At 67.4% G+C, this 24,251-nt stretch carries 18 protein-coding genes and 2 tRNA genes; 8 read left to right on the top strand and 12 right to left on the bottom strand.

All coding sequences use genetic code 11. The features are described 5' to 3' along the window. Positions 1–2: 2 nt before the first annotated feature. Together HNO88_RS16085 and HNO88_RS16080 are read right to left on the bottom strand one after the other, a co-directional pair. Positions 3–1,829 carry a putative bifunctional diguanylate cyclase/phosphodiesterase gene (locus HNO88_RS16085; protein WP_184247779.1) on the bottom strand — a complete coding sequence of 609 codons (1,827 nt, stop codon included), beginning with the start codon at positions 1,827–1,829 and terminating at the stop codon, positions 3–5. 190 nt (positions 1,830–2,019) lie between these two features. Continuing rightward, positions 2,020–3,213: an MFS transporter gene (locus tag HNO88_RS16080; RefSeq protein ID WP_221420058.1), complete on the bottom strand. Its 1,194-nt coding sequence runs from the start codon at positions 3,211–3,213 to the stop codon at positions 2,020–2,022. 172 nt (positions 3,214–3,385) lie between these two features. Here HNO88_RS16080 and HNO88_RS16075 point away from each other — a divergent pair, with 172 nt between their 5' ends. Then, a complete protein-coding gene (locus tag HNO88_RS16075) occupies positions 3,386–3,592 on the top strand; it encodes a hypothetical protein (RefSeq protein ID WP_184247773.1) in 207 nt (68 codons plus the stop codon). A 61-nt stretch (positions 3,593–3,653) separates the two neighbouring features. Here the strand turns inward: HNO88_RS16075 and chrA are convergent, their stop codons facing one another. Then, the gene (gene chrA / locus HNO88_RS16070; protein ID WP_312857096.1) at positions 3,654–4,877 is read right to left on the bottom strand and encodes a chromate efflux transporter; all 1,224 of its coding nucleotides are present in this window, start codon (positions 4,875–4,877) and stop codon (positions 3,654–3,656) included. A 126-nt stretch (positions 4,878–5,003) separates the two neighbouring features. Next, a complete protein-coding gene (locus tag HNO88_RS16065; RefSeq protein ID WP_184247771.1) occupies positions 5,004–5,813 on the bottom strand; it encodes an enoyl-CoA hydratase/isomerase family protein in 810 nt (269 codons plus the stop codon). Positions 5,814–5,983: 170 nt separating this feature from the next. Between HNO88_RS16065 and HNO88_RS16060 the strand changes: the two genes are divergently transcribed. After that, positions 5,984–7,669, top strand: a complete 1,686-nt coding sequence (locus tag HNO88_RS16060) for an FAD-binding protein (protein ID WP_184247768.1) — start codon at positions 5,984–5,986, stop codon at positions 7,667–7,669. Positions 7,670–7,687: 18 nt separating this feature from the next. Further along, on the top strand, positions 7,688–8,110 hold the full coding sequence (locus HNO88_RS16055; protein ID WP_184247765.1) for a PaaI family thioesterase: 423 nt from the start codon (positions 7,688–7,690) through the stop codon (positions 8,108–8,110). A 68-nt stretch (positions 8,111–8,178) separates the two neighbouring features. Here the strand turns inward: HNO88_RS16055 and HNO88_RS16050 are convergent. Both HNO88_RS16050 and HNO88_RS16045 read right to left on the bottom strand, forming a co-directional pair. Continuing rightward, positions 8,179–8,253, bottom strand: a tRNA-Asn gene (locus tag HNO88_RS16050). Positions 8,254–8,337: 84 nt separating this feature from the next. After that, positions 8,338–9,120 carry an NAD kinase gene (locus HNO88_RS16045; RefSeq protein ID WP_184247762.1) on the bottom strand — a complete coding sequence of 261 codons (783 nt, stop codon included), beginning with the start codon at positions 9,118–9,120 and terminating at the stop codon, positions 8,338–8,340. Positions 9,121–9,218: 98 nt separating this feature from the next. Between HNO88_RS16045 and HNO88_RS16040 the strand changes: the two genes are divergently transcribed. Continuing rightward, entirely contained in the window at positions 9,219–10,589 is a 1,371-nt protein-coding gene (locus tag HNO88_RS16040; RefSeq protein WP_184247759.1) for a bifunctional diguanylate cyclase/phosphodiesterase, read from the top strand. Positions 10,590–10,604: 15 nt separating this feature from the next. Here HNO88_RS16040 and HNO88_RS16035 read toward each other — a convergent pair whose 3' ends face one another. The 4 genes from HNO88_RS16035 to HNO88_RS16020 all read right to left on the bottom strand — a co-directional run bounded on the left by HNO88_RS16035 (position 10,605) and on the right by HNO88_RS16020 (position 17,065). Next, a complete protein-coding gene (locus HNO88_RS16035; protein WP_184247756.1) occupies positions 10,605–12,137 on the bottom strand; it encodes an ArnT family glycosyltransferase in 1,533 nt (510 codons plus the stop codon). 268 nt (positions 12,138–12,405) lie between these two features. Then, positions 12,406–15,885, bottom strand: coding sequence for a transcription-repair coupling factor (mfd, locus tag HNO88_RS16030; RefSeq protein ID WP_184247754.1), 3,480 nt, complete (start codon positions 15,883–15,885; stop codon positions 12,406–12,408). 253 nt (positions 15,886–16,138) lie between these two features. Beyond that, positions 16,139–16,426 carry a succinate dehydrogenase assembly factor 2 gene (locus HNO88_RS16025; protein ID WP_184247892.1) on the bottom strand — a complete coding sequence of 96 codons (288 nt, stop codon included), beginning with the start codon at positions 16,424–16,426 and terminating at the stop codon, positions 16,139–16,141. A 216-nt stretch (positions 16,427–16,642) separates the two neighbouring features. Next, entirely contained in the window at positions 16,643–17,065 is a 423-nt protein-coding gene (locus HNO88_RS16020) for a host attachment family protein (RefSeq protein ID WP_184247750.1), read from the bottom strand. A gap of 104 nt (positions 17,066–17,169) precedes the next feature. Between HNO88_RS16020 and recG the strand changes: the two genes are divergently transcribed. Beyond that, complete coding sequence (gene recG / locus HNO88_RS16015) at positions 17,170–19,239, top strand: ATP-dependent DNA helicase RecG (protein WP_184247747.1); 2,070 nt, start codon at positions 17,170–17,172, stop codon at positions 19,237–19,239. A gap of 29 nt (positions 19,240–19,268) precedes the next feature. Here recG and HNO88_RS16010 read toward each other — a convergent pair whose 3' ends face one another. Both HNO88_RS16010 and HNO88_RS16005 read right to left on the bottom strand, forming a co-directional pair. Further along, positions 19,269–20,465, bottom strand: coding sequence for a diguanylate cyclase (locus HNO88_RS16010; protein WP_184247744.1), 1,197 nt, complete (start codon positions 20,463–20,465; stop codon positions 19,269–19,271). Positions 20,466–20,613: 148 nt separating this feature from the next. Then, positions 20,614–20,690 (bottom strand) — tRNA-Pro (locus HNO88_RS16005). Positions 20,691–20,859: 169 nt separating this feature from the next. Here HNO88_RS16005 and thyA point away from each other — a divergent pair. The 3 genes from thyA to HNO88_RS15990 all read left to right on the top strand — a co-directional run bounded on the left by thyA (position 20,860) and on the right by HNO88_RS15990 (position 24,251). Next, positions 20,860–21,792, top strand: a complete 933-nt coding sequence (thyA, locus tag HNO88_RS16000) for a thymidylate synthase (RefSeq protein WP_184247741.1) — start codon at positions 20,860–20,862, stop codon at positions 21,790–21,792. Between the two features lie 90 nt (positions 21,793–21,882). Further along, a complete protein-coding gene (locus tag HNO88_RS15995) occupies positions 21,883–23,202 on the top strand; it encodes a 3-methyl-2-oxobutanoate dehydrogenase (2-methylpropanoyl-transferring) subunit alpha (RefSeq protein WP_184247738.1) in 1,320 nt (439 codons plus the stop codon). Continuing rightward, positions 23,199–24,251 carry an alpha-ketoacid dehydrogenase subunit beta gene (locus HNO88_RS15990; RefSeq protein ID WP_184247735.1) on the top strand — a complete coding sequence of 351 codons (1,053 nt, stop codon included), beginning with the start codon at positions 23,199–23,201 and terminating at the stop codon, positions 24,249–24,251. The genes HNO88_RS15995 and HNO88_RS15990 overlap by 4 nt, the downstream gene beginning before the upstream one ends.

The raw sequence follows: 24,251 nt of genomic DNA, 5'->3' as shown, positions 1-24,251 counted from the left end.
CCCTAGACGACCCGCCACTTCGCGTTGGGGAGCGGCTCCGCAACACCCTCGGCCGAAGCCAGCATCATCGCGCCCGCTTCGATCGCGCTGACCGCGGGCGAATAGAAGAAGCCTTGCGCCATGGTGCAGCCCAGTGCGAGCAACTGGCGCGCCTGTTCGGATGTCTCCACCCCTTCGGCGACGACGCGGATCCCCAGCTTGTGGGCGATGCCAATCATGCCCTCGACGATGGCGATGCTCGGCATGTGATCGACGATGCGGTCGACGAAAGTCTTGTCGATCTTGATGTAGTCGACCGGCACCGTCATCAAGTGGGTGAGCGAGGCATAGCCGGTGCCGAAATCGTCCAGCGCAACCTCGAGCCCGGCCTTGCGCAATCTGGCCACCGCCTTCTGCACGACGCCGGCATCGTCCGCCATGTAGACCAGTTCGGTCACTTCCAGGATGACATGCTTCAGCGGCACGTTCTCACGCCCGAACGTCTCCAGCACCGTGGGGAGTATCGTGAGGCCATGAAAGTCGGCCGACGAGACGTTGACGCTGACATGTTGGAACGGGATGCCGGCGTTCAACCACGATCTGAGGTCGGCGGCCACAAGCTGCATCATCCGCTCCGTCAGCGCGCTGGCGATCTGCGCATCGGTCGTCGCTTCGTGGAAGGCCGCGGCCGTCACGAGATTCTGACCCAGGCGCATGCGGCACAGCGCCTCCAGCCCGACGATTTCGCCGGTCTCGATTCGGATAATCGGCTGGTAGTGGGCTTCGATCCGATCTTCGCGCAGGGCCGCATCGACTTCGCGGACCGCCGTCAGCCGGCGTGTCATGCGCGTGCCGATTCCGGGCCAGTAGCGAACGTAGCCGCCACGCCCGGTCTCCTTGGCATGGTAGAGCGCGAAGTCGGCGTTCTGGCGCACGCGTTCGGCCGTCCTGTCGCCCGAGGCAAGCACGGCGAGGCCGATCGTCGCGCGCGGCCCGATGACGTTGCCGCCGCAATCGGCGTTGGGGCTCAGCGCTGCCAGATACGCGGTCACGGTCGCGTCGAGGTCGTGCAACGAACTCTCATGCGTCAGGATCACTGCGAACTCGTCGCCCCCAAGCCGGTAGACGCTTTCGGGCCGTGCCGCTCGCTCGAGCCGAGCGGCGACGTGTTGCAGCAAGGTGTCGCCCGCAGCGTGCCCGAAGGTGTCGTTCACGACCTTGAGGTTGTCCAGGTCGATAACCGCCAGTGCCCAGGCACCCGGGATCGCGCAGTCGAGCCGGGTCAGCGCGGCGTCGAAGGCCGACCGGTTGAGCAGTCCGGTGAGATCGTCGATGGTCGCCCGGCGATGGTGTTCCAGGACGCGACGATGGCGGTCGAGCGCGATGGTGCACAGGCGCGCGCATTGCTCTGCCATCGCGCGCTCGCGCTCGCTGGGTCCGCGATGCTCGCGATAGTAGAAGGCGAAGGTGGCGATCACCCGGTCTTGCGCGTCGAAGATCGGATGGGACCAGCACGCCAGGAATCCGGCGGGGACCACCAGATCACGATAGCCGTCCCACGATGGGTCGTTGCGGATGTCCTCGCTGACCATGTCCCGGCCGTGAAAGGCTGCCGCGCCGCATGTGCCGACGTGAGGGCCGATCGCGATCCCGGCAATCGCATCGGCGTATGTCTGCGGCAGGCTCGGGGCAGCAAGCGACTCCAGCCTGCCCTCGGCATCGACCGTCAAGATCGAACAGATCGCATCGGGGATGAGGCGCTCGACTTCGCGGCACAGGCGTTCGGCGGTGTCGCTCAGCGACTCGCCCTTCGCGATCATCTCCAGGATGACGTTCTGCAAGTCGATCATCGTTCCCTCGGAATGCAGATCAGTCGCCAGCCGGTGTGCTTCCAAGTAGTTAAGGATTGATGGAGGCGGGGCATCATGAAGTTGCCGCACCCGTGCCGATCGCTCCAGGTGGGCAATGCCAAGAACGACGCCAGTGGCGTCGACGGTCCGAACTTTGCTTCTTAGGTCGCTGTAAGGGGCGACTTCGCCTCTACGCCGATCGGACTTCCGGTGTTGACGAGCGCCGTTCGAGCGCAAGGGCGAAGAGAAAGATCGCCAGGCCGCCAAGCGACAGCGCCACGCCGATCCAGCCTGTCGATGGAAAGCCATAGCCTGCCGAGATCGCCAGCCCCCCAAGCCACGGGCCCAGCGCATTGGCGATGTTGAAGGCGCTGTGATGCGCTGCCGCCGCCAGCGCCTGGGCATCGCCCGCGACGTCCATCAGCCGCGTTTGCAGCACGGAACCGAGCCCGCCGCCAAGGCCGATCAGGAACACCGCGAGCGTCATCGTCCACAGATTGCCGGTGGACGTGGTGAAGAACGCCAGCGCCGCGGCGGTCCATACCATGATGGCGATGGCGGTGCGGTTGAGGCCGAAGCCGGCCGCCCAGCCAGCGCCGAGATTGCCGATGGTCATGCCGACGCCGAACACCGCGAGCACCACCGGGACCCAGATCTCCGACACGCGCGTGACCGAGATCAGGGTCGAGGCGATGTAGGTATAGACGGCAAAGAACCCGCCGAAGCCGACCGCGCCGGTCAGCAGCGTCAACAGCACCTGCGGGCGGCGCAGGGCTCCCAGTTCGCGCAAGGGGCTCGCCTCGCGGCTGGGTTCGCCGACCGGCGCGTAGAGTGCGACCAAGGCCATCGTCACTATGGCGAGCACTGCCACCAGGATGAAGCCGGTCCTCCAGCCGAACGCCTGCCCGAGCCAGTTCGCCATCGGCACGCCGATGATCGTGGCGACGGTCAGCCCGGTCATCACGCGGGCGACCGAGAGCGCGCGCTTGTCGGCGGGGACCAGCGCGGCGGCGACAAGCGCGGCCACGCCGAAGTAGGCGCCGTGCGGCAAGCCGGCCAGGAAGCGGAACAGCAGCAGCGCATGGTAGCTGGGCGCGACCGCGCTCAAGGCATTGCCGAGCGCGAACACAGCCATCAGTCCGATCAGCAGGGTTCGCCTGGCGATCCGCGCGGCCAGGACCGCGATCACCGGTGCGCCGACCACCACGCCAAGGGCATAGGCGCTGATCGCATGGCCAGCGGCGGGTTCGTCGATCTTGAGGTCGGCGGCGAAGAACGGCACCAGGCTCATGGCCGCAAACTCGGCGGTGCCGATCGCGAAGGCGCCGACGGCGAGCGCGAGGGTGACGAGCGCGGGGTGCGCGGCGGATCGGGCCTGGGTCATCGGCGTCGGCATCTCCGGCTCGGGTGAGCGCGGGACATGGGATGCTGCAGTGCACACCGTCAATGGGGCGACGGATGCGTTTTGCGCGAGGAGCATGCCTCCGGATGCAAGTCTGTCGATAGCGACGTGCGCGCGGTGGACGGCGGCCCGCGCACATGGCTATCGGGCCGCGATGAGCATCGTAGCCACCATCATGAACACCGTAACCGGCCGCCCCATCCAGAAGATGACGTTCGGGCGCATGCCCAAGCCCTGGGTCAGCTTCAATCTCGAGACCGGCGAACTGGTCACGGCCGAGAGGATCGACGTGGGCAAGCCCGCGCCGGGCAAGTTCGTGGCGCCGGTGGACATCTGGGTGACGCTCAAGCCGAAGGACTGACGTTCGTCGCTGATCCAGCAAAGCTGGATCGGGTGCCGCATCCACCTGCGTCGATCGAAAGCTAAGTCGTCAACAGCCACCAGCCCACGAGGGCGCCTGCCAGCATGATGGCGGGCGTGACCCAGGCTCCCTTGAGACGCCAGGCCGCGGCAAGGGCGGCTGCGAACAGGACGAGCGCCAGGACCGGCACCATCACTCGGCCTGCGGTCGCCTGGGCCAGGTGCACGAAAGTCGCGGCGATCACGCCGACGACCGCCGCCGCCACGCCCTCCAGCACGCGGTGCAGCGCCGGGTGCTCGATCACCGCCTCGAGCCGCTCGAAGAAGATGAGCGAGAAGGCGAACGCGGGAAGGAACATGCCTGCGGTGATCATCAGCGCGCCTTCCAGGCCGCCGGCCACGTAGCCCACGAAAGTCGCGAAGATCACCAGAGGCGCGGGCAGCACGCCGGCCAGAGCGATCCCGTCCAGAAAGGCCGCGTCGCCGATCCAGCCACGCCCCACGGTGTCGGCGCGCACATAGGGGATCGCCGTGTAGGCGCCGCCGAACGTCAGCAAGCCGCCCTTGAGCCCTGCAAGGAACAGGGCGCCGGCACCCGCCGACGTGTGTGCCAGGGGGATGGGCTGCACCACCGGGACGCCTAGAAGGCTGGCTGCGACCGCAAGGCCGACCGCGACCGCAACCACCAGCATCACCAGGGCAGGCCGCTTCGCCAGCGCATAGGCGAGCCCACCGGCGAGCAGCGGTATCCAGAACGGCGCGCCCAGGAGCGTGGCGGCCAGACTGGCAAACGCGATCAGTCCAAGCAGTCGGTTCTCGATGATGTGCTGACCGATCCGCACCACCGAGCGCAGGATCACCGCCAGCACGACGATCTGCACGCCCAGGAGGATGCCGGACCAACCCGCGCGCCCCGCTACCCAGGTCACGTAGGCCCACCCGGCGAGGAGCATGAGCACGAAGCCCGGCAGCATGAAGCCGAGCCCCGCCAGCAAGCCCCCGGCGCGTCCTCGGGCGATCATGCCCAGGTGAACGCACAACTCGTGGGCCTCGGGGCCGGGCAGAACTTGCAGCACCGCCAGCAGCCGGTTGAAGCGCGGCTTGTCGATCCAGCGTTCCTCCTCGACCAGGGCCTGGCGCAGCATCGCGATCTGGGCGACCGGCCCGCCAAAGGCGAGCGCGCCGAAGCGCAGGAACTTCAGGAACAAGGCGGGCAGGGCGATGGGAGGGACGGCTCCGCCATCCGGCAGAGACTCGCCACGCAGACCGGCATCTTGGTTCGTCACACACGCGCTCCTTCGCCGCAAACGCAGCGTCTGGAGCGGACTTGGACGATGACCGTCTGAACGGGCGTCCGCTTCAAGCCCGATGGGTCGACGCTATCGCCTCAGTCGCCTGGACGGGTCAAGACCTCAGCGACCGATGAAGTTGGGCGCGCGCTTTTCCTTGAGCGCCTGGATGCCCTCCAGGTGATCGGCGCTGCGGACGCTGACCGATTCGTAGGCGATGCCGGCGTCCATCAAGGCGGTAGCCAGCCGCTTGAGCTCCAGGTTGGTCAGGACCTTCGTCGCCCGGATCGCGACCATCGCGCCCTTGAGCAGCTTGTCGCAGAAGGCATCGACCCGCGAATCCAGCTCGTCCAGCGGGACCGCGTGGTTGATCAGGCCGATCTCTGCCGCCTTGCTGGCGGGGAGCAGGTCGCCTGTCAGCAGGTACTCCTTGGCGCGGGTGAGGCCGATGCGCTGCGCCCAGATCACCGCGCCACCATCGCCGGCAACAAGGCCCAGACCGACGTGCGGATCGCCGATCTTGGCGTTCTCGGCCGCGAAGATCACGTCGCATAATAGCGCAAGCGTGGCGCCCAGGCCGACGGCATGGCCATTCAGGCGGCAGACCACCACCTTGTCGATGTCGAGCAGCGTGGAAACGATCCGCTTGGCGATCCGCGCCTCGTGGTCGAACAGGTGCGGGTGCCTTGCATTGTGCTCGATGTGGTCGAGGTCGCCTCCGGCCGAGAAGGCGCGGCCGGCGCCGGTCAGCACGATCACGTCGGAACCGGTATCGCCCTGCGCGAACCACAGCGCTTCGGCCAATTCGTCATGGAGCTTCAGGTTGACCGCGTTCATCGCCTCGGGACGATTGAGCGTGATCCGCAGCAGGCGCCCCTCGCGCGCCAGGACGATCGTCTCGAGCTTCGGCAGCTCCGGGGCGGTGTCGGTCATCGGCGTCTCTCCCTCTCGATGGGGGCTGTCATAGCCACGCTCGCGCACAGGGCCACTGCAATCTGTGCGCGCGCATCGCCGTGGCGCTATGCGTGCCATTGCGCAGCGGAGGCGATCGTGCTGAACAGTCGCGCAGCACAGGGCCGGACAGGCCACGCGGAGAGATGTTCATGGCGCAATTCGACGAGACGTTCGACTGGGTGGTGGTCGGCAGCGGCGCAGGGTCGATGAGCTCTGCCTTGCTGATGAAGCAGGCGGGCAAGTCGGTCGTGATCCTGGAAAAGGCGGAATGGGTCGGCGGCACCACCTGCAAGTCGGGCGGAGTCATGTGGATCCCGGCCAACCGCTTCATGGACCCGGGCGAGGACAGCGTGGAGAAGGGCGTCGAGTACCTCGACAACCTGGTCGGCGATGCGCCCGACACGCCCGGCACCAGCCCGCAGCGCCGCCGCGCCTACGTCAATCAGGCGCGGCGCATGGTAGACTTCATCGTCGGCCAGGGCGTGCAGCTGGAGCGTGGATCGACTTATTGGCCTGATTATTACGACGAGGTGCCCGGCGGCGTGAAGACCAGCCGCACGGTCACCGCGCTGCCCTTCGACAAGAAGGAACTGGGGGCCTGGGAGTCCAAATTGCGCAAGGGCTTCCTCGAAGTGCCCGCTCGGCTGGACGACGGCATGAGGCTGCCGTTTATGAAACACTCGTGGGAGATCAAGAAGATCTTCTTCAAGATCGCATTCAAGCTGGTGCTCGGCAAGCTGACCGGCAAGCACTGGGTCACCGCCGGCGCCGCGCTGCAGGGCCGGATGCTGAAGGCGGTGCTGGACAAGAACGCCGCCGACATCCGCGTGAACTCGCCGGTCAACGAAGTGATCATCGAGAACGGCAAGGCGCTCGGCGTCGTGACGGTGAAGGACGGCAAGCCCTGGCGCATCGGCGCGAACCTGGGGGTGCTGATCAACGCCGGAGGCTTCTCGCAGAATCAGGCCATGCGCGACAAGTACATGCCCGGCACCCGCAAGGAGTGGTCGAACGGGATCGAGACCGACCACGGCGACATGCACATCGAACTGGAGCGCAAGGGCGCCGCGCTGGGCCAGATGGACCAGATGGTCGGCTTCCAGATGAGCGAGGCGCCCGGCTGGGACACCGCCTACGTCAAGCCGGGCACGCAGGGCACCACCGGCAAGCCGCACGCGATCCAGGTCGATCAGTCGGGCGTGCGCTACATGAACGAAGGTGGCTCGTACGAAGAGTTCTGCGAGAACATGCTGATCCGTAATCGGACGGTGCCGGCGATCCCGAGCTGGGCGATCATGGACCAGCAGTTCATGGATGAATACGGCGTTGCCGGTATTGGCACGGCCAAGAAGAACATGGCCAAGTGGCTGCAGTCCGGCTGGATGCGCCGCGCCGACAGCATCGAAGGCCTGGCCGAGGCGATCAAGGTTCCCCCGGCGGCGCTGAAAGGGACGGTCGATCGCTGGAACGGCTTCGTGCGCAGCGGCAAGGACGAAGACTTCCACCGCGGCGAGCGCGCCTACGACAACTGGCTGGGCGATCCGTTCTTCAAGGACGGTCCCAACCAATGCATGGGCACGATCGAGAAGGGCCCGTTCTATGCGATCCCGGTGGTGCCGGGTGACGTCGGCACGTACGGCGGCGTCGTGTGCGACAGCGACTCACGGGTGCTCACCGCCGAGGGCAATCCGATCGAGGGGCTCTATGCCTGTGGCGTCGCGACCGCCTCGCCGATGGGCAAGGTCTATCCCGGCGCCGGTGCCAGCGTCGGCCCGTCGATGACCTTCGGCTGGATCGCCGCCAAGCACGCAGCGGGGCTGGGCAACCAGGTCTGAGGCAGCGCGACGGTCGCCATGGGCCAGGCGGACTTTGCGGCGCAAGGCTGGTCGGCGCTGCCGACGCGCGCCTTCTCGGCCGCGATCGGCCCGATCTGGGCGCGGGGCGAGCCGGGAGCCCGCGAGGTCTGCCTGGCATGCAGCGATGCCGTGGCGAACGACCACATGGGAATGGTGCACGGCGGCGCGCTGATGACGTTTGCCGACATCGCGCTCGGGCTCGCCGTGGTCGACGCGATCGGAGCGCCGAACTGCTCGACCGCGCAATTGCATTACAATTTCGCAGCCGGTGTGAAGGTCGGCAGCCTGCTGGTTTGCGCACCCGAGGTGGTGCGCAGAACTCGCCGCATGGTCTTCACGCGCGGTCTGTTCCGCGTGGGTGAGGAGACGGTCGGATCGGCAGACGCGATCTTCAATGTTTTCGAGCCGAGAGCCGGCTGAACGCACCGGCACGCTATCCCGAGCGCCCCGATGACGCTGGGTTCTCGCTTGTCACGATGGTGAGAACTTGGCTCCCCGAGTAGGATTCGAACCTACGGCCATTCGATTAACAGTCGAATGCTCTACCGCTGAGCTATCGGGGAGCAGCCCGGGTGTCTCCACCGTCGGGCAGGGGTGCGCGTATAACAGGGTGGATTCGTTTGGCAAGCGTGTTTGCGCGGTGAAGGTCAGACCTGGAACTGCTCGGCGAAAATCCGCTCCTCGAGGCTCTCGCCCGGATCGAACAGCAGCGTCAACTCCTTGCGCTGACAGGCGACGATCTTCACGTCGCGCACCTGGCGCACTTCCTTCTGGTCCGCCACGGCCGCGACCGGGCGCTTTTTGGGTTCTAGGATGCGGAACTCCACTTCCGCGCTTTCGGGCAGGATCGCGCCTTTCCAGCGCCGCGGGCGGAACGGACTGAGCGGGGTGAGTGCCAGCATGCGCGAGCCAAGCGGCAGGATCGGCCCGCCGGCCGAGAGGTTGTAGGCGGTGGAGCCGGCCGGGGTGGAGACGAGGATGCCGTCGCCCGCCAGTTCCTCCATCCGCACCTTGCCGTTGATGCGCACTTCCAGCTTGGCGGTCTGCCGCGTCTCGCGCAGCAGCGACACCTCGTTGATGGCGTAATAGCAGAACGCCTTGCCGTGCTGGTCGACGACATGCATCTCCAGCGGGCGGACCGACACGGCATGCGCCTGCGCCACGCGCTGGCCGATCGGATGCAGGGCATCGTGCGGCCCATTCATGAGGAAGCCGACCGTGCCCAGGTTCACCCCATAGCACGGCAGCACGTGGTCCCAGTCGAGCATCTCGTGCAGCACATGAAGCAGGAACCCGTCGCCGCCGACCACGACCAGCACGTCCGCCTCGGTGGGCGGGACCCAGTCGTGCGAGCGGCGCAGCGCCTCGGCGCCCGCCTGCGCGCGCGGGCTGTCGGACACGATCAGGGCCAGCCGGGGTTCCACGCTCATCGACGATCCTCATCGCGGACCCGTCGTGTCCCGCTTAGGGGCGCAAGGGCTGTCCAATTTAGACGTGTTTGGCAAGGGCTTTCGCGTTATGAGAGCCCATGCGCGCGGACCGGCAGGCACAACAGACAAGCGATGGGCTGCCGACAGGTGAGCACGTGGGCGAGGGCGTGTTCGACGCGCCCGCGCCGCGCGAGCGCTTCTTCGGCAGTTCCGGGCTGGAAAGCGCGCGCGACCGCATCGGCGAATGGCTGGCCAGCGAAGGGCTGGACGAGGGCAGCGCCCACCTGCACGCCATGCTCGTCGGCCTGCGCCGGTTCGACGCGGTGAACCTCGCCTACGGCGAGGCTGCCGGCGACGAGGCGCTGGAGGAAGTCGCCGCGCGGATGAGCAACTTCGCCGCGGGCGAGCTCGAAGGGCGCTGGCTGGTTTCGCGCGCCGGGGGCGGCTCGTTCCTGCTGCTGGCGGCCGAGCCCTGCAGCCGCGAGCGCTGGCAGCTGGTCGCCGACGAGCTGGCCGAAGTGGTGGCGCGGCCGATTGCGATGCCATCGGGCGCATTGCGTCTGTCGCCGCGTCTGGCGCTGGTGCGCATGCTGGAGGGCGAAGCGGTCGACCTCATGCTCGATCGGCTGGGCCAGGCGCTGAGCCAGGCGACCCTCAAGCAAGGCGCGCGCATCGTCTGGGCCAATGGCGAGGCGACGCCGCATGGCCGTTCCTCGGCGCAGCTGGAAGCTGATCTGCTCGCGGCGATCGAGCGCGACGAGATCGAGGTGCTGTTCCAGCCGCAGTTCAGCCTGCCCGACGATCGGCTGGTTGGGGCAGAAGCGCTCGCGCGGTGGAATCATCCGGAGCTCGGTCGCATCGGCGCCAGCGCGCTTTTCGCCATCGCCGAACGAACCGATCATATCGTGCCGCTCTCGCGCCACATCGCCCGCAAGTCGCTCGACCTGGCGCAGTCCTGGCCGGCGCAGCTGCGCCTGTCGCTCAACGTGACGGCCGCTGATCTGGCATTCGGCAGCTATGCGCGCCAGTTGCTCGACAAGCTGCGGGAAACCGGCTTCCCCCCCAATCGGCTGACGCTGGAGATCACCGAGCAGTCGCTGATCGTCGATGTCGGGCTGGCGGCGCAGATCATGGCCGAGTTCGCCGCCAACGGCATCCGCCTGGCACTGGACGACTTCGGCGCGGGATTCTGCAACTTCCGCTACCTCAAGCTGCTGCCACTCCACTACATCAAGCTAGACCGCTCGATGGTAGACGGGATCAACCGCGACCGGCGCGACCGGGCGGTGCTGCGCGCGATCGTGGCGATGGCCAAGGCGCTTGACCTGGAGGTCATCGCCGAGGGGATCGAAAGCGAGGCCCAGCGCACGCGCGTCGCGGCCGAAGGCTGTGCGTATTACCAAGGCTTCGTGCGGGCGCAGCCGATGAGCGCCGAGATGTTCGCCAAGCTGGTCGCCATTTCCGCGTAGAGTGTGCCGGTCAGACTAGCGCCGCCGGTAGATCAGGACATCGCCGAACTGCGCGTCCTCGCGGTAGGATGCGGCGAGCCAGGCATCCACCGGCTTGCCGTCCGCGCGCACCCAGGCGAGGCCCTTGCCCCCGGCATCGGTGACGACGAACTCGGGTCGCAATGTCATGAGGCGGCCGACCTCGTCGGGGCCGACATAGCCATGCGCCGCCAGGGTATCGATGATCGCCCGGCGGGCCAGGTTGTCCGGGTGGACGCCGGCACGCGAGAGCTGGGGTGCGTCGAGGTACCAGTGCACCAGGTGCTTGTGCAAAGCCCAGACTTGCGGTGCCGGCCCGCCGCTCTCGCGGATGTATGCGGCCGCCTGCGCAATCGGGCGAGGCGCACCATATGCCTCGCGCGCGGCGGGCAGGGCAGTGACGAGTGCGACAGCGGCCGGTAGTGCGACCAGCGCCGCGGCGACGAACCGCAAGGGCGCCGCGGTCCGGGTCAGCCCTTCGGCACCCAGGGCCGCGAACAGACCCGCGAAGGGCATCAGCTGCAGCCAGTAGTGAGGATAGGCGGCGCCGCCGATCAGCAGCGAGCCCATGACCGCCGCGCTCGTGGCGCAGAGCAGGACGAGCGGCCAGGTCTCGCCCTCGCGCCTGACGATCCGCAGTCCTGCGAACACCGCTCCGGCGAGGGTCAGCAGCACCGGCGGGCCGTAAAGCAGCGGTGCGGCTTGAGCGGTGTAGTAAAGCTGCATGGCATGGTCGCGCGCCACCTGCATGGCCGTGAGCTGGCCCGAGTAGGCGAGCGGCACGTCGATCATCGCCAGCTTGAGCGTCGCCAGCTCTCCGGCGATGGCGTAGGCGAGCACCAGCAGCGTCGGCGGCAGCAGGCCGGCGACGGCGTAGGCGAGCCATGCCGTACGGGATACTTGCGCGCGCTTCAGCACTGCGGCAGCCATCAGCACCGCTCCCACCACCAGCGCGACGAGCGCGAGATTTGTGCGGGTGAGCACGGCCAGAGCGACGAACAGCCCGCCCAGCGCGGCATCGCGGTTGCTCAGCGGCGCGCGGCCGAGGCGCCACACGGCGCCGCCGAGGAAGGCGATCGCGGGCAGCTCGGAGCTGGTAGCGAGGCCGAACGGGGCCGAGGCGAGCACGGCGCAGACCAGCGCCCCGGCCAGCGCGGGCCACGGTCCGGCGAGCCGCTTGCCGGTCAGGAACACCAGGCTTGCCGCCGCCACGACGCACAGGCTTCCGAGCAGGCGGATGGCGAGCAGGCTCTTGCCGAACAGCGCAATCGTCGCGCCGAACAGGAAGAAGATCAGCGGCGGCTTGAGATCGAACTGGTGGACGAAGGGCAGGTGGCCGCTGGCGACGTCCGCGCCCATCAGGATGAAGCTCCACTCGTCCCAGTCGATCTGCTCGGGGAACAGGCTGCCGAGGCGGAACAGCAGCGTGGTTGCGGCGATGATGGCCAACGCTGCGGGGGTGGGCAGGGTGATGTTTCGCGCTCCGTCCGCTGCGGAGGTCGGCTGGGTGGAGGAAGCGAGCGTGCCCATGGCGCTGAGTTACGCGAGAATGCTTGCGATTGGGTAAGCCCGGCGCAGCTGTCTAAAGGAACGATCCCACAACTTCGTCATTCCCGCGAACGCGGGAATCCATCTTCCGAGCTTGCAGTTCAAGCGGCCTCGGCGGTGGAAGTAAACTTGTGAGTTCCGCGTCCCGGCTCGTCTTGTCGGCACCGTCGCGCTTGCGGATGGGGCCGGAGATGGATTCCCGCGTTCGCGGGAATGACGAAGGAAGAGGGGTGAGGGACGACGGCGAGCCCTACGCCGCCTTCTTCGCAACCTGGCTCAGCCCCTTGGTCAGCTGGTACAATCCGTTCAGACGCGCCTTGGGATCGCCCCAGACGCGCGTGATCACCAGCTTGTTGTCGGGCCGCAGCTTGATCGTGCCTTCCAGCCGCTCGGCGTAGGCGATCAGGCCGGCGGGGTTGGGGAACGCATCGTTGTGGAAGCTGACCAGCGAGCCGCGCGCGCCGACGTCGATCTTGGCGATATGCGCGTCGATCGCCTGGCGCTTGATCTCGATCAGGCGCACGAGGTTGGCGGTCGGCTGCGGCAGCGGGCCGAAGCGGTCGATCATCTCGGCGGACATCGCCTCGATCTCGGCAGTGCTCTCGGCGTCGTTGAGGCGGCGATAGAGCGCCATGCGAACGGCCAGATCGGGCACGTAGTCCTCGGGGATGAGGATCGGCGCCTCGACGGTGATTTGCGGGCTGAGGCCGGCGTTGCTCTTTTCCAGCGCATTGCCGCCCGCGCGCGCCATCAGGATCGCGTCCTCCAGCATCGACTGGTAGAGTTCGAAACCGACTTCGCGGATGTGGCCGGACTGCTCGTCGCCCAGAAGGTTGCCGGCGCCGCGAATGTCGAGGTCGTGGCTGGCGAGCTGGAAGCCCGCGCCCAGGCTGTCGAGATCGCCCAGCACTTTGAGGCGCTTCTCGGCGACCTCGTTCAGCGCCATGTTGGCGGGCGTCGTCAGGTAGGCATAGGCGCGCAGCTTCGATCGGCCGACCCGCCCGCGCAGCTGGTAGAGCTGAGCGAGGCCGAAGCGGTCGGCGCGGTGGATGATGATGGTGTTGGCGCGCGGGATGTCGATGCCGCTTTCGACGATGGTGGTGGAAAGCAGCACCTCGTACTTGCCCTCGTAGAAGGCGCTCATCCGCTCTTCCACTTCGCCCGCGCTCATCTGGCCGTGGGCGGAGATCGCCTTGATCTCGGGGACGGCCTTGGCGAGCCATTCCTCGATCTCGGCCATGTCGGAGATGCGGGGCACGACGATGAAGCTCTGGCCGCCGCGGTGATGCTCGCGCAGCAGGGCCTCGCGCATCACCATCTCGTCCCACTCCATGACGTAAGTGCGGACGGCCAGGCGATCGACCGGCGGGGTCTGGATGGTCGAGAGTTCGCGCAGTCCGCTCATCGCCATCTGCAGCGTGCGCGGGATCGGCGTGGCGGTCAGCGTCAGCATGTGCACGTCCGTGCGCAGCTGCTTCAGCTTCTCCTTGTGGGTGACGCCGAAGCGCTGCTCCTCGTCGACGATGACGAGGCCGAGGCGCTTGAACGTGACCGACTTGGACAGCAGCGCATGGGTGCCGACGACGATGTCGACGGTGCCGTTCGCCAGGCCTTCGCGCGTCGCCTTCATCTCCTTGTCGCCCACCAGGCGCGAGAGGCGGCCGACCTGCAGCGGGAAGCCGGAGAACCGCTCGGAAAAGCCGGAGAAATGCTGGCGCGCCAGCAGCGTCGTCGGCGCGACCACGGCCACCTGGTAACCGGACATGGCGGCGACGAACGCGGCGCGCAGCGCGACTTCGGTCTTGCCGAAGCCGACGTCGCCGCAGACCAGGCGGTCCATCGGCTTGCCGGCGGAGAGATCGCCCAGCACATCGTCGATCGCGCGCTCCTGGTCGTCGGTTTCCTGCCAGGGGAAGCCGTCGGCGAACTGGTTGTACGAGGAGCTGTCCGGCTCCATCACCGGCGACTGGCGCAGGGCGCGCTCGGCGGCGGTCTTCATCAGCGCGCCGGCGATCTCGCGGATGCGCTCCTTGAGGCGCGCCTTGCGCCGCTGCCAGCCTTCGCCGCCCAGCTTGTCGAGCACGACGCCCTCGCTCTCGGAGCCATAGCGCGAGAGCACGTCGAGGTTCTCGACCGGGATGTAGAGCTTGTCGCCGCCGCCGTAGGTCAGCATCACGCAGTCGTGCGGGCTCTTGCCGACGGGGATCGACTGCAGGCCTTCGTAGCGGCCGATGCCGTGATCCATGTGGACCACGAGGTCGCCCGGTGTCAGCGCCGCCAGTTCGGCCAGGAAGGCGTCGGCGTCCTTGCGCTTCTTCTTGCGGCGGACGAGGCGGTCACCCAGGATGTCCTGCTCGGTGACGATCTCCAGCTCGTCGTTGACGAACCCGGTCTCCAGCGGCAGCACCAGCGCCGCTGGTCGGCTCTTGCTCGCCTTGCCGAGCGCGTCCTGCCAGCTTTCGGCGAGGCCCGGCTCGGGCGCCACCGCTTCGCCCAGGATCGAGACGATGCGTGCGCGGCTGCCTTTCGAGTAGGCGGCGAACAGCGCCTTCTTGCCCGACTTGGCGACCTTGTGGAGGTGCTGGGCGGCCGCTTCGTAGACGTTGTCGCCACGCGCGCGTTCGGGTGCGAAGTCGCGCGCGTTGCCGAAGCCGAAGTCGAGCACCTTGGCGCTCTCGGGCTGGGCGAAGGGATCGGCGCGGTGCACCGGCCAGTTGGCGGCGCAAGTGTCGAGCTCGGCCTGCGTCAGGTAGAGCGCTTCGGGCGCGAGCGGGCGGTAGCTGCCGGCCTTCTGCCCGGAGGTTTCGAGGCGTGACTTATGGTAGTCCTCGATATCCTTCAGCCGCTCTTCGCCGGCCGCCTGCGCGGCATTGTCGAAGACGATGAGGTCGCCCTTGCCCAGGTGGTCGAACAGCGTCGTCAGCCGCTCCTCGAACAAGGGCAGCCAGTGCTCCATGCCGGCGAGGCGGCGGCCGTCGGTAATTGCCTGGTAGAGCGGGTCGGCCGTCGCGTTGGCCCCGAACATCTCACGATACCGCGCCCGGAAGCGCTTCACCGTGTCCTCGTCCATCAGCGCTTCGCTGGCGGGGAGCAGCAGGTGGCCGTCGACCGGCCCGGTGGAGCGCTGGGTCGAGGTGTCGAACAGGCGCAGCGTTTCCAGCTCGTCGCCGAAGAAGTCGAGCCGGAGACCCTGTTCGAGGCCGGAGGGCACGATGTCGAAGATCGAGCCGCGCACGGCGAACTCGCCCGCGTCGATCGCGGTGTCGCTGCGCTGGTAGCCCTGGCGGCGCAGCAGCGCGATCAGGCTCTCGTGGCCGATCTCCAGCCCCGGCATCAGCAGCTTGACGGACTCGCGGATGCGGAACGGCGTCAGCACGCGCTGGAGCAGGGCGTTGACGGTCGTGACGAGGAGCTGCGGGCCCTCTCGCTTGGCCTGAAGACGGTGCAGCGCGGACAACCGCCGCGCGCTGACCGACAGGGCCGGGCTGGCGCGGTCGTAGGGCAGGCAATCCCAGGCCGGGAACTCGATCACCTCCAGCTCGGGCGCGAAGTACACCGCCGCGTCGGCGACCGCGCGCATCTCCGCCTCGGCCGTGGCGACGAACACCGCGCGGGCCTTGGTGCCGACCGCTCGCGCCAGGTCCGCCATGACCAGGGGCTGCGCCCCGCGCACGACGGAGGACAGGGTCAGCGGGGACTTGGCGGACAGGATCCGGTTGAGATCGGGCATGTGGGTGGGGAACTGGGCTTCGGCGCTAGAGGTTCCGGTGCCCGATAGGGTGGTGGGCTGCGTTCGGCAAGTGTTCCGGTTGGTGCGGGGATTGTGCGAATTCCCCCTCCACCACTCGCTGCGCGAGCGGTCCCCCTCCCCGAGACAAGCTCGGGGAGGACTTCAGTCCGTTCCAGATCCTCCCCGAGCTTGTCTCGGGGAGGGGGACCGCCGCCGTAGGCGGTGGTGGAGGGGCAATGGCGCTACGTCTGCATCACCGCGGGATGTCGACGTAATCCAGGACCTGCATCCGAGTCATCTGCGCGCCGGCGAAGCGTTCGGGCACCGCTTCGGTTTTCAGCGCCCAGGCCATGATCTCGACGTCGTCTTCCTCGATCAGGTCCTCGAACCACTGCACGTCCTCGTCGCTCCACTCGGTGTGGAAGCGATCGAAGTAGCAGCCGATCATGTAGTCGGCCTCGCGCGTGCCGCGGTGCCAGGCGCGAAAGCGCATGCGGGCGAGGCGGGGAGTGAGTTCCGGGCCGGGATTGGGTGAAGACATGGCCGCGAAGTAGGGCGTCTTTAGGGGGTGGGCAAGCGGTGCTGTCAGTAGGCCACCGGGATCATTATCCCGTTCGTCCCGCCGCTCCTCATCTTCGTCATTCCCGCGAAGGCGGGAATCCATCTCCAGGTCTTTCCAGTGACGCGAGGTCAGGAGATGGATCCCCGCCTTCGCGGGGATGACGAGGTCAGGGCGGCGAGGCGTAAAGCTTCCTCCTCAGCCCTTCAAGGCCGTGACGATCTCGGCCACCGGACGGCCGGTCATCGTCTTGGACAGTTCCTTGATGAGCACGCCTTCAAGCTGCTTGTGATAGCGCTTGCGCATCTCGCCCAGCGACTTGGGGTCGGCGATCACCACGAGCTTGTCGATCTTATGGGTCAGCACCTGATGGTTGAGCCAGTCGGCCACGGCGATCGCATGCGCGCTCTCGTCCAGCTGATCGTTGGCGCCGTTTCCGGTGCGGGCGGAAAAGCCCTCGCTGGTGTCGGAACGGTGCGCGCCGGCGCTGAAGTTCGTCAGCTCCAGCTGAGGCGTGTCCTGCGCGGTGAGCTTGGGCTCCGCTTCGGTGCCGGTGTTGCGGAAGAGTTCGAACTTGGTTCCGTCGGCGACGGCGATCGACGTTCCGTGGGGCAAGAGCATGGGGCCTCCTTTGTCTCTCTTGATGCATGTGAAGAAGAGCTGGCCTGGCGTGTCGTTCCCTTGCGCTCTGGCGAAACGCTCCGCACACGGGCTAAGAGGCGCGCATGCGGCCCGAAGCGCTCAACCCCCTGTTCCGAGAGACCGAGACGCTGGACGGCGTCGGCCCCAAGCTGATGCGCCCGCTGGAAAAGCTCGGCCTCACCCGGGTGCGCGACCTCGCCTACCACTTGCCCGAACGCTTCGTGGAGCGCCACGCGGTGGCCGATCTCGACGAGGCGACAGTGGGCGAGAACATCATCGTCGCGCTGACCGTGCGGGAACATCGCTCATCCGCAGGGCGCGGGCCGTTCCGTGTCCTGGCGGAGGATGCGCGCGGCAACGTCTGCGCGATCAGCTACTTCGGCCGCGCGGCGTACTCGGGCAAGAAGGCACTGCCGGTGGGCGAGCAGCGCTGGGTGGCCGGGCGGCTCGACCAGTACGGGCAGATGCTGCAGATCGTGCATCCGGATCACGTGGCGGAAAGCGCCTCGGGGCTCGCTGGACAAGTGCGTGAGCCGGTCTACGGCCTGTCGGAAGGCATGACGCTGGGGCGGATCACCGGCCTTGTGCAACAGGCGCTGAAGGTGGCGCCCGAGCTGCCCGAGTGGTGCGAGCCGGGGCTGGTCGAACGCATGGGCTGGCCGCGCTGGCGCGAGGCGCTGGAGACGGCGCACCGCCGCATGGACCCGCTCGCGCGCGATCGCCTGGCCTACGACGAGCTGCTGGCGAACGCGCTGGCGCTGATGCTGGTGCGGATGAGCAACCGCTCGCAGAAGGGCACGCCGCTGGTGGGTGACGGGGCTTTGCGAGCCAAGCTGAAGCTGCCGTTCGCGCTCACCGGCGCGCAAGCGCGCTCCATCGCCGAGATCGAGGGCGACCTTGCGCAAGCCGCGCCGATGCTGCGGCTGCTGCAGGGCGACGTCGGATCGGGCAAGACGGTCGTGGCGCTTTCGGCGATGCTGATCGCGGTGGAATCGGGCGCGCAAGCCGCGATGCTGGCGCCGACCGAGATCCTGGCGCGCCAGCACCACGAGACGCTGATGCGCATGGCGCAGGGCACCGGAGTGGAGATCGCACTGCTGACCGGCCGCGACAAGGGCCGGGCACGCGAGTCGATCCTGATGGGGCTGCTGGATGGTTCGATCGACATCCTGGTCGGTACCCATGCGATCTTCCAGGAGGCGGTGGCCTACAAGAACCTGGCGCTGGCGGTGATCGACGAGCAGCACCGCTTCGGAGTCAGCCAGCGATTGCTGCTGGCCAAGAAGGGCCGGCGCACGCCGCACTTCCTGGCGATGACGGCGACGCCGATCCCCCGCACGCTGACCCTGGCGCAATACGGCGAGATGGACGTCTCGCGCCTCGACGAGCTGCCGCCCGGACGCCAGGCGATCGACACGCGGGTGGTCTCGGTCGAGCGGATGGACGATGTGCTCGGCGCGCTGGCCAGGCACCTGGAGGGCGGCGGCCAGGCCTATTGGGTCTGTCCGATGGTGCGCGAGGGCGGCGGCGACCAGGGAGCGGACGACATCGCCGCGGCCGAGGCGCGCTACGCCGGGCTGAAGGCGCGGTTCGGCGACGATGTCGTCATGGTGCATGGCCAGCTGCGGCCCGAGCAGAAGGACGCAGCGATGGAGCGCTTCGCCTCCGGCGGGGCGAAGCTGCTGGTCGCCACCACCGTGATCGAGGTGGGCGTGGACGTGCCCAATGCGACTCTGATGGTCATCGAGCAGGCGGAGCGCTTCGGATTGGCGCAGCTTCACCAGCTTCGCGGGCGCGTGGGACGCGGACAGGCGGCGTCGGTCTGCCTGCTGCTGCGTGGCGCCGAACTCTCCGAGACGGGCCGCAAGCGCCTCGCCCTCATGCGCGAGACGCAGGATGGCTTCCGCCTCGCCGAGGAGGACCTGGAACTGCGCGGCGGCGGCGAACTGCTGGGCACGCGCCAGTCGGGCGACACGCCGTTCCGGGTCGCGACGCTGGAGCAGATCCAGAAGCTGCTGCCGATCGCCCACGACGATGCGCGCCTGCTGATCGAGCGCGATGGGGGCCTCGCCGGCGAACGCGGAGAGGCGGCGCGGTTGCTGCTCTACCTGTTCGAGCGGGACTGGGGCGTGCAGCTGTTGCGAGGCGGGTGAAGAGGCAGGGGCAGATACTCAGAGCAGCGTCAGGCCGCCATCCGCACCTGATCGCGCCCGCTTCGCTTCGCCTCGTACAACGCTTTGTCCGCGCGCTCGATCAGGCTGGCGGCGTCGTCCTCGTCGGTAAGGCTGGCGATGCCGGTGCTGATCGTCACCATCAGCTGGAGGTCGTCGCCGGCCGCGAAAGGATTGGCGCGCAGGCGGTTCAGCATGCGCTCGCACACGACATAGGCGTTGTCTTCCGATGACTTGGGCAGGACGACGCCGAACTCCTCGCCGCCCATGCGGCCGATGCGATCGTTGATGCGGGTGGCCCCCTGCGCATGGCTGACGACGTGGCGGATCGCCTCGTCCCCGACCGCGTGACCGTGGGTGTCGTTGACGCGCTTGAAGTTGTCGATGTCGAACATGGCGAAAGAGAGTGGCGTGTTGAGCCGCCGTGCCTCGGCGATGCGCTTGTCGAGGTAGGCCAGGATCTCGCGCCGGTTGGCGACACCGGTGAGCTCGTCCGTTTCCGCGCGCTTGCGCAATTCGGCCTGGTAGCTGCGTTCGCGGGCGAAGGAGCGGCGCAGGGCCACCGCCGAAAGCACCGCCAGCACCAGCAGGCAAAGCCCGGCGAACGACATGAGGTAGAAGAACCGCAGCAGCGTGCGGGTGACGCGCTCGACATGCGAGCGCAGATCGAAGAGCCGGCTTCGCTCGTTCTCGAGAATGCCGTCCGCCGTTCTATCGATGGCCGCAATCCCGCTGCGGATGCCGGCGGGACCGACCGCGGATCGGGCCTCGTTCATGCGCCCGGCACGGGCGATGCGCACGACCTCGTCCACGCTCATCAGGAACGTCCCGACTTCGTGGCGCAGCCTGTTGATGGATTTCTGCTCCTCCCCCCCGACGGCGTAGCGGTCGAGTTCGTCGAGGCTCTGCGCCAATCGGCGGCGACCGGAAAAGTAGAATTCCAGTTCGCTTCCCTCACCGGTGAGCAGAAAGCCGCCTTCGCCGCGCAATGTATTGAGCGTGCCGATCTTCACCTCGTTGGCGGCGCGTAGCACCCGCAAGGTCTGGGTATAGGCGGTCGCGAGATGGCGCTGCTCCTCGCTCGATCGCCAGGCGATCAGCGAGGAGCCGACCAGCAGCGTTCCCATCAGCGCGATCGAGGCGACGAAGTAGTGCGCCTTGCCGTGCAGTTGATCGACCTTCCGTATCAGCCAGTCCGACAAACCCATGCGCGCACCCCTTCCCGGCCCGGAAGCCACGACGTACAGGGGAATGCTTAGAAGCAGGTTAACCAGGCCACGAGGCGCGATGCGGCATGCGCCCCAACGGGGGGATCGCGCATGCGTCGCGACGGCATTCAGCAAAATGGTGGTGAAATGGTCGGGGAGAGAGGATTCGAACCTCCGGCCCCTGCCTCCCGAAGACAGTGCTCTACCAGGCTGAGCTACTCCCCGACCGATCGAAATCCGGCTTGCACCGGCTCGAGGCAGGAGCGCGCCTATAGAGAGCGAATCCGGGCAGGGCAAGCGGGTTGGTGGAATATGTTCATCGTCGCTCCAGGCGCGATCACGGGAGCACTCGGCCCGCTTGGCACCGTCGCCACACGGGCCTAACCAGTCCTGCATGAACCAGCCCACGCGCCACTGGGAGTGGCAGTACCTCGATCTGATGCGCCGCATCTGGGAACATGGCGACGAGCGGGTCGACCGCACCGGTGTCGGCACGCGGTCGCTGTTCGGCGAGACGATCCGCTTCGATCTTGCCCACGGCGCCATGCCGCTGCTCACCACCAAGCGCGTCTACTGGAAGACCGCCAGCAGGGAACTGCTGTGGTTCCTCACCGGCGAAACCAACATCCGCCCGCTGTGCGCGCAAGGGGTGGAGATCTGGACCGACTGGCCGCTCGATCGCTATCGGCGCGAGACTGGCGACGAGATCGACTGCGCCGCGTTCTCGCGCCGGATCGTCGAGGACGAGGCGTTTGCTGCGCGTTGGGGCGATCTCGGGCCCGTCTATGGCAAGCAGTGGGTCGACTGGCCCACCTATCAGGCTGAGGGGGACGGGCTGTTCCGCCGCGGTCCGGGCATCAACCAGGTCGCGCAAGTGGTGGATAGCCTGACGCGCAATCCCGGCAGCCGCCGCCACATCATCGAAGGCTGGAACGTCGCTGAGCTGGACGCCATGGCGTTGCCGCCGTGCCACAAGACCTACCAGTTCCATGTCGCGAACGGCCGTCTTTCGGGCATGCTGTTCCAGAGGAGCTGCGACCTTGGCCTCGGTTTCGCCTTCAACATGTGGTCGCTGGCGTTGCTGACCCGCATGCTGGCGCAGCAGTGCAACCTTGAGCCGGGCGAGGTCGTTTGGACTGGAGCCGATGTGCACTTGTACCTCAACCATGCGCCGCTCGTCGAACAGCAGCTTGCCCGAACGCCGGAGGGCTCCGCCACGCTGCGCTTCACCCGTCGTCCTGCGTCCATGTTCGACTATCGGATCGAGGACCTGGAGGTGAGGGGATATGCACCCCAGGCGCACATCGCGGCACCGGTCGCGGTCTGATTGACATTGCGCTGGCACGAAATATTATGACGCCCACTTGGAATAAAGCTTCACCAGCGAATGTGGGGCTTCGCGACTAGGGAGACGACGATGGCCGATAGCGGCTCTGCACCTGCGCGATCTCGCGGCAACCTGCCGCCGTTGCAGCTGCACGTTCCCGAGCCTCGGTTCCGCCCCGGCGACCAGGTCGACTACTCGCACATCGTGGTGCCGCCAGCGGGCGCCCAGACCCGTCCCGACGAGACCTGCGATCCGATCGAAACCAAGCCGCTGTGCGTCGACTTGATCCGCGTGCTGGATGACGAGCACCGCGCGGTGGGCCCCTGGGATCCCAAGCTCGATCCCGAGACGCTGCGCCGGATGCTGCGGTCGATGGCGCTGACGCGCGCCTTCGACGATCGGCTCTACCGCAGCCAGCGCCAGGGCAAGACCAGCTTCTACATGAAGTCCACCGGCGAGGAGGCGATCTCGATCGCAACCGCCTTTGCGCTGGACCGCGAGGACATGGTGTTTCCCAGCTATCGCCAGCAGGGGATCCTGATCGCGCGCGGCTATCCGCTGGTCGAGATGGTCAACCAGATCTACTCGAATCGGGCCGACAAGCTGAAAGGCCGGCAGCTGCCGGTGATGTACTCGGCGCGCGATTACGGCTTCTTCACCATCTCGGGCAATCTCGCGACGCAGTATCCGCAAGCGGTCGGTTGGGCGATGGCGAGTGCGATCAAGGGCGACACGCGCATCGCCACCGCCTTCGTCGGCGAAGGCTCGAGCGCGGAAGGGGACTTCCACGCTGCGATGACATTCGCGGCCGTCTACAATGCGCCGGTGGTGCTCAACATCGTCAACAATCAGTGGGCGATCTCCAGCTTCTCCGGGTTCGCCGGAGCCGAGCGGGCGACGTTCGCGGCGCGGGCCGAGGGCTATGGCATCGCCGGCCTGCGCGTCGACGGCAACGATATCCTGGCGGTCTATGCGGCGATGCAGTGGGCCGCCGACCGTGCCCGCGCCAACGGCGGGCCGACGCTGATCGAGCACTTTACCTATCGCGCGGAGGGGCATTCCACCTCCGACGATCCCAGCGCCTATCGCTCGGTGCAGGAGCGGGAGGAATGGCCGCTCGGCGACCCCATCACCCGCCTGATGCGCCACCTGATCGCTCTGGGCGAATGGTCCGAGGACCAGCACGCCGCCATGGACCGCGAAGTCGCCGAAGAGGTCAAGGCCGCGACCAAGCAGGCCGAGAAGAACGGCATCCTGGGACACGGCATGCACCACCCGTTCCACACCATGTTCGAGGACGTGTTTGAGGAACTGCCCTGGCACCTGGAAGAGCAGGCCGATCAGGCCATCCGCGAGCGCCGGACCAAGTTCCCCGACTGGAAGCCCGAAGTGCCGGAGTCGCGCTCATGATCGAGGAAGAGCCCGTCAGCCTGGCGGACGCGCCCGCACGCGCGCTGAACATGATCGAGGCGATCAACGAGGCGCTCGACATCACCATGGCACGCGATCCCGACGTGGTGATCCTGGGCGAGGACGTCGGCTACTTCGGCGGCGTGTTCCGGGCGACCGCCGGTCTGCAGAAGAAATACGGCAAGCACCGGGTGTTCGATTCGCCGATCAACGAGTGCGGCATCGTCGGCGCGGCGGTGGGCATGGCGGCCTATGGTTTGCGCCCGGTGCCCGAGATCCAGTTCGCGGACTACATCTATCCCGGGCTCGACCAGCTCGTGTCAGAGGCGGCCCGCATGCGGTACCGCTCTGCTGGCGAGTTCACCGCATCGATGACCATCCGCTCGCCATTCGGTGGCGGCATCTTCGGCGGTCAGACCCACAGCCAGAGCCCCGAAGCGCTGTTCACCCATGTCGCCGGCCTCAAGACCGTCATCCCGTCCACCCCGCACGACGCCAAGGGGCTGCTGATCGCCGCGATCGAGGACAACGATCCGGTCATCTTCTTCGAGCCCAAGCGCATCTACAACGGTCCGTTCGACGGCTACTACGACAACCCCTCGAAAACCTGGAAGGCGCATCCCGGCGGCCAGGTGCCGGAGGGATACTACAAGATCCCGCTCGGCAAGGCGCGCGTGGTGCGCGAGGGTTCGGCGATGACGGTGCTCGCCTACGGCACCATGATCCACGTCGCCGAGGCCGTGCTGGCGCAAAAGGGCGTCGACGCCGAGATCATCGACCTGCGCACGCTGGTGCCGCTCGACATCGAGACTGTGCAAGCCTCTGTGGAAAAGACCGGCAAATGTCTGGTGATACATGAGGCGACCCGCACGTCCGGCTTCGGCGCGGAGCTCTCGGCGTTGGTGCAGGAGCGCTGCTTCTACCACCTGGAAGCGCCGGTGGAGCGCGTGACCGGCTTCGACACTCCCTACCCGCACAGCCTTGAGTGGGCCTATTTCCCCGGTCCCGTCCGCATCGGCGAGGCGGTCGATCGGCTCTTGAAGGATTGA

The sequence above is a fragment of the Novosphingobium chloroacetimidivorans genome (assembly GCF_014204535.1).
In the GTDB taxonomy this organism is placed as follows: domain Bacteria; phylum Pseudomonadota; class Alphaproteobacteria; order Sphingomonadales; family Sphingomonadaceae; genus Novosphingobium; species Novosphingobium chloroacetimidivorans.
The sequence above is the reverse complement of the archived record's forward strand: the minus strand, read 5'-3'. Positions and strand labels throughout refer to the sequence as shown.